At 42.6% G+C, this 11,370-nt stretch carries 10 protein-coding genes; 7 read left to right on the plus strand and 3 right to left on the minus strand.

Annotated features, from left to right (window positions below):
- The first annotated feature begins 92 nt into the window (after window positions 1-92).
- Window positions 93-479 (plus strand): MAPEG family protein, encoded by a 387-nt coding sequence (locus EA26_RS10755; RefSeq protein ID WP_039427377.1) that lies wholly within the window; start codon window positions 93-95, stop codon window positions 477-479.
- An 11-nt stretch (window positions 480-490) separates the two neighbouring features.
- Here EA26_RS10755 and EA26_RS10760 read toward each other — a convergent pair whose 3' ends face one another.
- Entirely contained in the window at window positions 491-1,132 is a 642-nt protein-coding gene (locus EA26_RS10760; RefSeq protein WP_039429011.1) for an START domain-containing protein, read from the minus strand.
- Window positions 1,133-1,260: 128 nt separating this feature from the next.
- Between EA26_RS10760 and yqfB the strand changes: the two genes are divergently transcribed.
- On the plus strand, window positions 1,261-1,575 hold the full coding sequence (yqfB, locus tag EA26_RS10765) for a N(4)-acetylcytidine aminohydrolase (RefSeq protein ID WP_039427378.1): 315 nt from the start codon (window positions 1,261-1,263) through the stop codon (window positions 1,573-1,575).
- Window positions 1,576-1,870: 295 nt separating this feature from the next.
- On the opposite strand, the gene EA26_RS10770 is transcribed toward yqfB, so the two are convergent.
- A complete protein-coding gene (locus tag EA26_RS10770) occupies window positions 1,871-4,006 on the minus strand; it encodes a M9 family metallopeptidase (RefSeq protein ID WP_039427379.1) in 2,136 nt (711 codons plus the stop codon).
- A gap of 193 nt (window positions 4,007-4,199) precedes the next feature.
- On the opposite strand from EA26_RS10770, the gene EA26_RS21880 reads away from it, so the two are divergent.
- The 3 genes from EA26_RS21880 (at window position 4,200) to EA26_RS10785 (ending at window position 9,630) form a co-directional block, all read left to right on the plus strand.
- A complete protein-coding gene (locus EA26_RS21880; RefSeq protein ID WP_160173457.1) occupies window positions 4,200-4,676 on the plus strand; it encodes a chromosome segregation ATPase in 477 nt (158 codons plus the stop codon).
- A gap of 355 nt (window positions 4,677-5,031) precedes the next feature.
- Window positions 5,032-8,226, plus strand: coding sequence for a M6 family metalloprotease domain-containing protein (locus tag EA26_RS10780; RefSeq protein ID WP_226973765.1), 3,195 nt, complete (start codon window positions 5,032-5,034; stop codon window positions 8,224-8,226).
- Window positions 8,227-8,778: 552 nt separating this feature from the next.
- Window positions 8,779-9,630, plus strand: a complete 852-nt coding sequence (locus EA26_RS10785; protein WP_039427382.1) for a LysR family transcriptional regulator — start codon at window positions 8,779-8,781, stop codon at window positions 9,628-9,630.
- Window positions 9,631-9,637: 7 nt separating this feature from the next.
- Here the strand turns inward: EA26_RS10785 and EA26_RS10790 are convergent, their stop codons facing one another.
- A complete protein-coding gene (locus tag EA26_RS10790; protein WP_039427383.1) occupies window positions 9,638-10,075 on the minus strand; it encodes an A24 family peptidase in 438 nt (145 codons plus the stop codon).
- A 223-nt stretch (window positions 10,076-10,298) separates the two neighbouring features.
- Here EA26_RS10790 and EA26_RS10795 point away from each other — a divergent pair, with 223 nt between their 5' ends.
- Window positions 10,299-10,514 (plus strand): Flp family type IVb pilin, encoded by a 216-nt coding sequence (locus tag EA26_RS10795; protein ID WP_039427385.1) that lies wholly within the window; start codon window positions 10,299-10,301, stop codon window positions 10,512-10,514.
- Window positions 10,515-10,594: 80 nt separating this feature from the next.
- On the plus strand, window positions 10,595-11,368 hold the full coding sequence (locus EA26_RS10800; protein ID WP_039427386.1) for a pilus assembly protein CpaB: 774 nt from the start codon (window positions 10,595-10,597) through the stop codon (window positions 11,366-11,368).
- Window positions 11,369-11,370 lie beyond the last annotated feature (2 nt).

Here is an 11,370-nt window from a genome sequence, read left to right on the forward strand (position 1 = left end):
CGAATCGGTGTTGATTTTTATGCTGAATCTGCTTAAGAATGGTTTGGCGCTTTCAATCGGTGGAAGTGCCAAACCACATAAGGAAATATTGCATGGTAACTGCACTTTACGCCGCGATTTTATCACTCATCATGATTTGGCTCTCGACTAAGGTGATTGCTCAGCGCAAAGCGGGACAAATCAAATATGCCGATGGTGGCCACCCAGCACTCATTATTGCCCGAAGTGCGCAAAGCAATGCGGTGGAATACATTCCAATCACGCTAATTTTGATGGCATTGGCCGAGTATAATGGCGCGCAGTTGGTATGGATTCACGCGCTTGGCGTCTTGTTTGTGGTCGGACGTATTGCCCATGCCCGAGCGATTTTATCTGACACTCTGCCTTGGCGTGTCAGAGGAATGATGTTGACCTTTGGCGTGATTTTAGCTCTGGCGATAACAAACCTGATCTATTTGCCATATGAGCGCTTATGGTAGTCAACCAAAGATTACTCATTAACCTCGGGGTGCTCGTCTGTTTGAAAGTGCGGTAGCTGGGCTCTGAGATTCTCAAAAGTCGTGCGTGCGCTCTCTTTGGCAAGTTTATTGATCAGCCAATTGGGGAGGGCGCCGGCAGGATCAGCAAAAACCGTGTATTCAATATGCGTATTGCCATCGGTCAATTTTTTCAGTTGCCAAACTGCGTGAACGGATGTGATACGAATATAGTCAGCTTGTGGTGGCAAGATGGCTTGCGGCGCATCGCTAATTTCTAAGCGAAACCCTTCGGCATCAATACGAAACTTTGAGTAAGTAAGCATATCCCGATCTTTGGCTGGCCAAGGTGCGGAGAACTGCGTATAGACAATATTCTCGCTTGGGCTGATCTGCTTGACCACCACGCTGCCGCTTACGTTATCAACCCACTCTGGGACCTTATCGGTATCTTGCAATAGACGAAGAAAGCCACCATATGTCGTTGGGGTGAACATCTGCGCTTTTACCTCAACCAAGTCATCGCTGTGTTCTCGGAAATGGATGGTAATACCATTGTCGGCAGAATCGAATGTCCATCCTCGCTCAGGAGAAGCGAGGATTGGGATGCTGATAAGTGTGAAGCAAATGCACGTGAAAGTTAGGTGAATATTCATACTTTGTTGGGCTGAAGGTTTCTTAAATACGTTGTGCTTAAAGATAGCAAGTGACATATTACTAGCCAATCGTTTTGCTGCACATAAGCATGATCATAAGTAAGGTAAAATGTGATTGGAGGTAACCCATGAACACACCCAATAAAATTACGTTCTTTGAATGCTTTGAAAGCGACATCTTATCAGGGAAGAAGACCATCACCATTAGAGATGAGGCGGAGAGTCACTACGTTCCCGGTAGCCAAGTTGACGTGGCGACTTTTGAGGATGATAGACTGTTTTGTCGTATTGAGATTCTTTCGATCGAGCCGATTTCGCTGTCTGAACTGAATGACCACCATGCTAGCCAAGAAAATATGACGCTACCCGTGTTAAAAGAGGTGATCGCAGAAATCTATCCCGGCTTGGAAAGTTTGTATGTAATTGCATATAAGTTAGTCTAAAAGTGCAAAATAAAAATTTTGTTTTGCAAATTGCAATATCCTAGAAGCTTTAGTGATGATTATATGAGCTCAGTTTGTCTGCATTTGCATAAAAAATGTTCACAAACATTGGGTAAGCGAGTATTTCAAAGTTGGCACACTAACTGCATTAAGTAGAATGACCCTTTTAAGCCGAGGGTCACCTAGCCAACTGACGTTGTTAGTGAACCGATATTGTTCACAAGTATATACAGCCAATCACCTCATTGTGATTGGCTATTTTTTTGCCTGTTAAACAACTCGCTGATTTATGCCCCTAGTGGGTGATGGCACTCACATGAACGTCAAACGCTTCACGGCCGCTGATGCTGAGATAATAGCGCCCCGCTTTGACGTAGCCGTCAGACTCTTTGTCAATTTGGATCGTTTCATCGCTGCCGTGAGCATAGTTGCTCCATTGATGATCGTAGTAATGACATACTTTGTCGAAGCAGGCGTATAGATCAGCATCGCCACTGCCTTGGATCGTGAATGTTAACTCGCGCGTGTTTGCCGCTACGTCAACATAGAACAATTTTTCTGAGTACTGTACGCCAGCGATTGCAAATGGGGTATTGATGATAAGCTCCAGAGGCTTCTCCACTTTGCTTGGCGGAGTGACAGTATCGTCGATATCTTTGCCCACCTCATCAAGCCACGAAGAAAATTCCTCGTCATAAATAGGACCGATCTGCTTGAGATAGGCCACCCACTGCTTATATTCACCTTGGCGTGAATAACTTAATAGTTGTTCAACGGCCTCAGGATGTTTTTCAAACAAAAAGCGTACACCCAAATAGCCCCAGCGATAAATGCGATTCACCCCATCGTTGTAACTGGTTGAAAAAACTTCGCTCAGGGTATGAGTTTTCTCTTTACCTAGAACGAGCGCCGCTTGATAGCCTTCTTTGTAGTACATGTATTCGGCAAAGCCTTCTAGCCACCAAACAATGTGTCCTTCACGCATGGTGGTATGGAAATCACCGTACTGGTTGAAGCGTCCATCGAGATAGTGCACATATTCGTGCTCAAGATTCAAAATCGAAAAGTCGTCATCCCAGCCATTTTGATAGGCAACGAATCGGGGAATATTTCCCACTTGAGCAGGGTCTCGCTCCAGAAACTGTCCTCCGTTGTTGGTCGAGTTGCCAAACAGAAAGGAAGAATAAGTACTGTAATCGTCCTTAGTTTTAAAGACGATAACATCGACTTTACTGCTGTTATCGTCTGGTACTGGCACTTTGTTGGTTTTTGCCACCGCGTGGAAATCAGCCTCTTTGTCGTTTAATGTGCGACAAACCTGCTCTGCTTGTTCTAATGTCATGGACTGAGCCAGTATTTGTGCAGGTCCTTGGCAGTGGTGAGTAAACGTGATGACACGTTGACGCAGTCTCGCCTTGGCATCTTGTAGACTGAGCTGTTCAGCCAAATCCGGCGCATACGCGTTGACCATTTCGGCAATACCGACCCAAATACGATCCGAGTCTCCACCTAATGGGAATTGTTGCAGCAAATTACTCAGTGTCTGCGTCATTTTAGTTTTCAACGCGCTGTCTTGTGTTTGGATCAAACGGGCTAGTTCGCGCGCAGCGTTGCCAAGAAGAAATTCGTTGTCGGTGCCAATTGCCCAGCGGTTTGTCGTGATGAAATTGGACAAAGTATCGATGTAACTTTGGTTGTCAGTCAGTAGTTGATAGAAATCGCGGCTTTGAGAATGACCAGCCATTGCAATAAAGATATTGTTGATGGCTTTGCGATAGTAATAGTTGTCGGCCAATGAGGAATCAAAGCGGTTCAGCAATGCAAAAACATCCTCAGCCGCAACGTGTAGCTGACGCACGCTATCGACGATGATCAGCATGGAACCGAGGGCTTTCATCTGCTCATCGCCAGTGTCGAGTGCATGAGCATTACGTAAAAATGTCGCCGAAGTGGTCGCAATCGCATGACTTAAGTCGACACTAAAAGGGGCGAGTAGGCGAGCATAAGTATCATGGCGATTCTTGTATGCGGCTTTGATGAACTCGGCTAAGTAGTAGAGCTGCTGTGCGTCTTTTTCATCTCCTTGATAGCGTGCCACAATGCTATTGAGCGTATCGTTGACCAGAGAGACGTTTTGTTCAGAGAAAATGGCATCCGCTTCGGTCTGACTGGCATTGAACCAAGAACTCATGCAATCGTAATCAGCATTGGCGATGCGAGAGGTAAGGTTGTTAGGCTCCGCAATAAGTTCAGACGTTGTACATTGGCCGGAATGTGCTAGGCCATCATCCGGTATTATAATGGGTGTGTCCGGTTTATCCGTTTGAGTTGTGCTAGCAGAAGAGCCGCTGCCGGAGTCGTTGCCACAACCACTGAGACTGAGCAGGATCGAAAGAGCGAGAACCGATCGTTTGCTTTGTTGAATGTTCATCTTATTATTCCATAAATAAAGCCCGCGCGAACTATATCTATAGAAAACGTGTTATTTAAATTATTTATATTGATATGCTAATAAAAATAATTTATTTCATAACGTTTTATTATCGCCATATAAATAGTTAAATATTCCATTTCAAAGAAATAATATTTATGCTTCGATGTTTTGTTGATCAAATTTTTATGAAATGAATATCGTACCAAAATTACTACTAACTTTGATGATGTGTCTATTTAGCCTCAAATCAGCATATTGTGGTGTAAATGCGCAGCCAAACGCTGGTCCCTTTCCATTCGCTCTATTTGGTGAGGACTTAGACCACAACTCAGTAAGGGATGACGTCGATCAAGCAATCGCAAACATGGCAGATAGCCAAGCACAGCATCTATATTTAGTTAAATATGCACAGCTTTCTTCTCAAATATTGCTACATCGTTATGAACAGGATGACTACGCGAATTTGCTCTTTGCCAATGATCTCTATGATGAAATCACTCGGCTACGTATGTGCAGTACTAAATATGACGTCGATGGTAAAGATGCTTACGATCTAACCAATAAACTCAATCGGGTTATATATAACACCGAAGATCGGATATTGGCATACTTGCAGTTTGAGAAGTACATCATGCCAAGTGCTTTAGCTGGGGAAAAGGGCTGCTGAGGTAGAGTGGACTACAATCAACTTGAAGTTATATTCAAGTGTTTTAAAAAATAGAAACCATTATCTATGGCGATTTCCTATGTAATCTTTATGATGGTTAGAAAGGTATAGAATGTTGGGGCCATTTCAACAAGTAACCATAATGCACTATTGAAGAATAATAAAATTGATTTGAGGATATAACTTAAACTTATGTAATTAGTTTAAAAACTAATTGGTCTTGTCTTAATGAGATTGTTACCTTCCTTACCTATTTGAATAATTGGGTAGGAAGATGTCTTTATCACTCAAAAAAAACAAAGTTGGAATATCCATATCCTGCTTGCTCTCTTCGTTTAATTTATACGCAACGACTATGCCGGCACCAGATTGGCATCAATTCACTATGGCCGATGGTTCAAACAGAGAACTACGCCTGATGGGTAACGAAGAGCTGGCTTGGTATCAAGATCGTAACGGTGTGGTCTACATTTACCAAGAGCAGCAATGGTTTTTTGGTCGATACATTGAGACAGACGGTGTAGGGGAAGTCATTTCCACAGGTGTGTCCGTTACAAATCAGGCGAGCGTGCCGAGTGAATCGGACTCACATCTACACCCAGTACCGCAAGCAAAAATATGGTCGAGTTCACTCAATTCGAGCAATAGTACGCGTACTCCTTCTTATCATCTCTCTTCTAGAATACGTCAGAATCAAGATACAGTGACACAGTCTCTATTGGTTGTTGAAGTGAGTTTTTCTGATCAACAAATGACTAATGATTTCACGCAAACTATTTTTGGGCAACAAGGACAAAGCGTTAGAGATTATTTCCTAAAGAACAGCTACAACAAATATGTCGTGACACCAGCGAGAGAGTCACAGGGTACGGAAAATGATGGTGTCATTGCTATTTCACTAAACTTAGTGCATCCGGATTGTCACTCAAAAGAGGATAATACGTGTACAAGTAAACTGAACAACGTATTTAAAGAAGCCTATAAAAAAGTCGATCAATATATCGATCTTTCCACGTATGACGTAGACGGTGATGGTTACATCGAACCTTCAGAGCTGTCTGTCATGTTTGTTTTTGCGGGTTATGATCGCGCTGCGGGCAGCTTGAATCGCCCTTACATCTGGCCTCATAAGTTTTCTCATAACAGTGAAACACTCGATGGTGTGACGATTCGCGATTACTGTCTTTTTGCTGACAATCAAGGCGATCACCAATCAACCATGGGGGTCATCGCCCATGAGCTTGGTCATTTGATGCTAGGTTTGCCAGATCTGTACTCTTATCAACATCAAGGATCTATTGGTCACTGGGGTTTAATGGGCGGTGGTTCTTGGGGGCGCAAACCTGGCGATCGTTACTCCGGGGAGACACCCGTTAATATGACGGCATGGAGCAAAGAAGCGGCCGGTTTTCTTGAGCCAGAGGTACTGAATAACAATCAAAGTTACACAGTCGCAACCGAGAGAGGGGAAAGTGTGGTTTACCTTGACCCCTATTTGCAGAAAATGGGGCCAAAGCTCTATTTGCAGAATCGCCGCCAAGTGGGCTACGACAGAGCATTGTCTGGTGAGGGAGTATTGGCAACGGCGGTGATGATTGACAATCAGTTTAACAGTCGTGGCCCGATGCAAGTGCAGATTTTTCAAGCAGATGGATTGGACGAGCTCAGTCATGGTGGTTGGAGTGATGCAGGCGATCTTTTCCCGGGAAGCAGCAATGTCACCTTACTCTCTGATGACAGTTCCCCATCGCTACGTTTAGCCACTGCTGGACGCGATACCGAGATCAGTTTGAGTAACATTGTCAGTTCGCCACAAGAGGCAACCTTGACCCTTGCCGTACCAGATTCACGCGGCAAGCATGCTTGGGTCACCTCATTCTCGCGTCAGTATGCTCAGTTTGACCAGCGCATTGAAGCACTTGGCTTTGGTGTTGACGTACATCATGCCGATACCTCTTTAGTCGGCATTCAATTCTATGCGCAACAGCAAGATCCCACACTGCCGATAGAATACCGACTAGTGCGTTATCCATATCAGACTAACTGGCGTGGTGAAGCGACGTTTGATGTAGCGGATGGGATAGAAATTACACGTGGGCAAGCGCAAAATGATGGAGGCAGATTACTGCTGGCTCAGCCCGTTGACCTCGCTCAAGCAAGGCACCTTTTAGTGCTGGAACTGACCAACGCGGTGCCTGAGTATTCAACCTCTTTCTATGATGCCTATTTGAGCGATGGTCAACATAAAGAGCAGTTCTATGCCAGTTTTAACACTCTAGGTAATGGCATGATGAGTAACGCGAGAGGGCGGATCTTTCCTTTCGCTGCTTTGTTGCAAACCGCAGTTAATCCATTTCCGCGAGCGGTAGACGATGCCTATCAAGTACAGCAAGGTCACTCGATTAGCTTGGATCTAAAGGCCAATGATCAAGATTTACAGGTAGGCAATCGTTATGAGATTGAGCTTTTAAGCCAGCCGAAAAAAGGAAAACTGGACGGCCAGCGTTATACGCCGTTTACCCATGCCGAGGGGATAGATCGCTTTGAATATCGTTTACGAGATAGTGAGGGAAGAGTTAGTAATCGCGCACAAGTAAGTGTTCAAATCTCACTGCCTAAAACCCTGAAACTGGAAGATGTGAACTTTACAACCAGAGAAGACCAACCTCTTCTGCTCACGTTGGTGAAAGAAAGTACCACACAGTGGCAAATCGTCAACCAGCCACAACATGGCCAAGTACTCGGCAATCAATATTTTCCTGAACATGATTACTTTGGCAAAGACAGTTTTACCTTCCGTATTATTGACTCGAAGGGGATGATGTCGAATGTTGCAACCGTGTATATCAATGTTTTGCCGGTCAACGACTTGCATCGTTTTGATTTGCATGTTGATAAACCCTATGCCACGGCGGGTGAACCAGTCACTTTTTCAGTGATCAATTTTGAAGATGTTGATTCTTCGCTGCATCGTTATCATTGGCAACAAGTCTCTGGAACTCAAGGCCAACTGAGTAGAGTTACAGATGATCAAGTTATCTTTACTATCGCAGAGGATGCTAAGGTCGGTGAAACCGTGACTCTGCAAGTCACTGTGGTTGATGAAGAGGGCAATGAAGTAAGCAAAACGGCTCAGGTTCAGGTTGTAGATAAAACTCCCGAAGTGAAGAAAGCACGTTTTAAAAGTAAGTTTGGTAGTCAGTTGTCGGTTGATGTGTTGATGGCGGAGTATTTTGGTTTCTATCAAGTAGAAATCACCGAGCCACCAGAACATGGAAGTGCGTATATGATTGGCGCAAACTTGCAATATCAAGCGCCACAATCACGTTTTGACGGTCTGATAGATCGGATATCGTATCGGGTAACGTTTGATAACGGTGAAGTAAAATCAGGCTGGATAGAGATTGAACTTGCCCATTCCACCGTTCCAGCAGATGACCAAATTACCAACCCACCTGCTGCAGAACCAAAAGATGAGAGCGCCGGTTCTGTCAGTTTATGGAATGGAATTCTTCTGCTCTTGCTAGTACTACGTAGACGCAATTCATAAGTGACCAATAAGCAAATTGGTGATTATAAAAAGAGGGGCGACGCCCCTCTTGGCGTATCTGAGCTAATGAAAATAAATCATGTTGCAAGTGTATTTATTTTAATCAGTACGCTGTCAGTCTCTCATTTCAGTGACAAGATCAAAGAAGTTCGCTACGACTTTCTGGTAGTATCGATAATGTGATACTGATGAATTTTTGTAGTATCACTAGCTGATACTAGAGAGCGCGCCATGATGCACGCACTTACATTCACGTGATACTCATCACATATTTGTGATATGGTTTGCATGAAATTTAATTCACAGTTCAAATAAAATCGCATTGTTGTTAATAGTCGACATCCCTTATGGATAACGGCTTAGGAGTAAGTTCAATTACAAAACCTTAACAATCTCAGATCGGATGTATAAGCCGCGTTTATAGTTGCATAAACAATAGTTTTTTGTAACTCGCGTGGGGTATTGATATTTTTGTCTGGATTTTAAAAATCAAAAAATACCAAGTACACAAAAAAACAATAAAACTAGGTAACATCAAGGTAGATAGCCATCATGAAAACCGTTCATAGAATGATCGATGTAAAATATCTTCGGACATTTTCACAGGTTGCTAAGCATAAAAGCTTCACCGCTGCAGCTGAGTCTCTATTTATGACTCAGCCTGCTGTTTCGCAGCATATCAAAAAAATTGAAAATACAATCGGGGCAAGTATTTTTGTTAGAAAAGAGGGGGTTGGATTAACAAAGCACGGCAAGATACTATTAGAATATGCAGATCAAACCATGTCTATGTATGAGAAGCTGTTTGAGGATCTTGAAAAAGTAGACACGCGGGAACAGTATAACATCGCAATTGCAGATTCATTCTGTCCCATACTTGTAGAAAAAGTAGTAAGTGAATTCAGAGCGTTGAATAACACCGATTTAGCGATCACCAGTTTTAGCACCACTGCAACTCTTGATATCGCCAATTTTGATGTGGTTTTTAGTCTGAATCGTTTAAGCGCTGAAAATGGACATTCCTATCAGCTAAGTTCGTCTAATTATGTAATTTGTCACACTGCATGTATAGACGTATATGAGTGCTATCCATTTCGCGTGGTATATTGCAACTCACTCTCAAAAGCGCTGGTCCAAGAATTATTAAAGGAAAAAAGAATTGATACTCGATTTGTATCAAGCTGGGTCAGCACCAGTTCTGCTCGTTTAATGAATAAAGAACTGGAAAATCATGGAACGATAATGGTATGCCCTGATTGGTCGGTGCGCGAACCGAATTGCAAGAAAATTCCTACCAGTCAGCAAGTTAACATGAACGTTTGGTTTAGTGAGGGAATGTCGGAAGATTTAGATAAAATCGGCTTGAAAACAAAATTAAATGAGCTTTTTGAACAAGCTCATTAAATGGCTATCAGAGGACCAACCAGCTTAGAAACATAAACAAGCTGCATGATAGGGAAATAGGTATTCCGTAAGGGATGCCTATTTTTTTTATCGACGGCTTGCTTTTTAGGCAATATAGCCAAATAAACAGTGTTGTCACACCACCAAGCAAACCAATAAATGCAATCGCCAAAACGGCATACTTAGGGCTTATCGCTAACATCATCGCTGGAAACAGTTTCGCATCCCCGCCTCCCCAAAAGCCAAGTACCCACAGTGCTACACTAGCGAAGAAGCAAAGGCTCGCGATGCCAAGTGCCGGGAGTAGATAGCCCAGTTGCAGTGCAATCAATAGTGAGGCACAGAAAGCAAGCAGCACCGTGTTATTGGTAATAACGCGGTATCTTGCATCGGTGTAGCAAGCGTAGAGAGAGAGCGAGAAGAAGAATAGAATTAATAGAGGCATATTAGATAAATACAAAGTAATAACATTCTCATTATATAGAAATATTACCATTTTGCTTAGAAAAGATAGTAATGCAGGTATAATAAAATTTTATCATCATTGGCCGTTATAGATTTATAACTCTAATTAATTGGTATCTATTTTATACATAAGGTAAATTCTCTCTCGCTCTATAAGAACGCAAATTTATCACGCAACTTTTAAAATTCTCGAAGAGGACACTATGATTAACAAAGCTATGGCAAAAATGATTGAGTTTAAACTGAACCTGCAAAATGACCTACGCGGTGTAACAGCAGTAGAATACGCAATCATCGCCGTCGCCATGTCTGCGATTATTCTGTTTGTATTTAAAGATGGTACGCTAAAAGATACTATCAATGGTGCGATGGAAGCTGTTAAAACAAAAATGGAAGGTGCACAAACGGTTAAGTCTTAATCTCCTTAGACTACGAAAGTTAAATGCCAAAAATGGAGGGAAACCTCCATTTTAATTATCCATCGTAAGAAGATGTATCTATGAATAGAACGGTTGTAATGCTCTTTCTCTCTATTGCAATATTCAGTACGCTTTTTTTCTTTATGAGTGATTTTTTCCAAGCGGAAGAAGCTGTGGCAATAGAAGCGGTTGAAGAACCGACAGTGGTTTTACTTGAGTTGACACAAGACGTTGAAAAAACAAACATTGTATCGCCTGCTTTCTATAGGGAAATTGAAGTCAAACTATCTGAAGCGCACACAGGGCGCTACACACTAAAAAATGAATTGGATATTCAACCTGGTGCTTTATTTAACCGACCTTTACTCAAAGGAAGTATCTTGTCAAACCAAGTGATTAGTAATCCCGGTGACAGGGATTATATGTTTCTTTCACTGAGAAAAGATGAAGTTCCTTATTACTATGAGCCAGAAGGTTCGAATATTATTGAGAATTTAACACTGCAACCAGGCGACAGTGTCAGTTTTGTTTCGACCACTTCATCTAAATCAAACTTATTAGAAACGGGATATCAAGATATCGGTGATCTGGTCAGCAAAATTATTATTAGCGATGCTAAAGTAATTCAGGTTATTAAGCATGGCCGCGATGAAAATGACAGCAGCTCTGAGAAAAAACCGAACAGCTTGGTGATTGCGCTTAAAGTACCGCAAGTATTGAAACTGGAAATGGCACAAAAGATTGGTGATATCAGCATTGTTCCATCGAGTGTGGCAAAACGTTATTTATCTGTCCGAAGCAGCGACATCCTAGAAGATCAATTTGGTGTTCGTGAGTTACGTGGGAAGGAATAAAA

It is taken from the genome of Vibrio navarrensis, from assembly GCF_000764325.1.
Taxonomy (GTDB): Bacteria; Pseudomonadota; Gammaproteobacteria; order Enterobacterales; family Vibrionaceae; genus Vibrio; species Vibrio navarrensis.

Excerpts from the sequence above, each read along its gene's own strand:
- EA26_RS10760 (WP_039429011.1), bottom strand. The coding sequence starts at position 1,132 with ATGAATATTCACCTAACTTTCACGTGCATTTGCTTCACACTTATCAGC.
- EA26_RS10790 (WP_039427383.1), bottom strand. The coding sequence starts at position 10,075 with ATGCCTCTATTAATTCTATTCTTCTTCTCGCTCTCTCTCTACGCTTGC.
- EA26_RS10785 (WP_039427382.1), top strand. The coding sequence starts at position 8,779 with ATGAAAACCGTTCATAGAATGATCGATGTAAAATATCTTCGGACATTT.
- yqfB (WP_039427378.1), top strand. The coding sequence starts at position 1,261 with ATGAACACACCCAATAAAATTACGTTCTTTGAATGCTTTGAAAGCGAC.
- EA26_RS10755 (WP_039427377.1), top strand. The coding sequence starts at position 93 with ATGGTAACTGCACTTTACGCCGCGATTTTATCACTCATCATGATTTGG.
- EA26_RS10780 (WP_226973765.1), top strand. The coding sequence starts at position 5,032 with ATGCCGGCACCAGATTGGCATCAATTCACTATGGCCGATGGTTCAAAC.
- EA26_RS21880 (WP_160173457.1), top strand. The coding sequence starts at position 4,200 with ATGAATATCGTACCAAAATTACTACTAACTTTGATGATGTGTCTATTT.
- EA26_RS10800 (WP_039427386.1), top strand. The coding sequence starts at position 10,595 with ATGAATAGAACGGTTGTAATGCTCTTTCTCTCTATTGCAATATTCAGT.
- EA26_RS10770 (WP_039427379.1), bottom strand. The coding sequence starts at position 4,006 with ATGAACATTCAACAAAGCAAACGATCGGTTCTCGCTCTTTCGATCCTG.
- EA26_RS10795 (WP_039427385.1), top strand. The coding sequence starts at position 10,299 with ATGATTAACAAAGCTATGGCAAAAATGATTGAGTTTAAACTGAACCTG.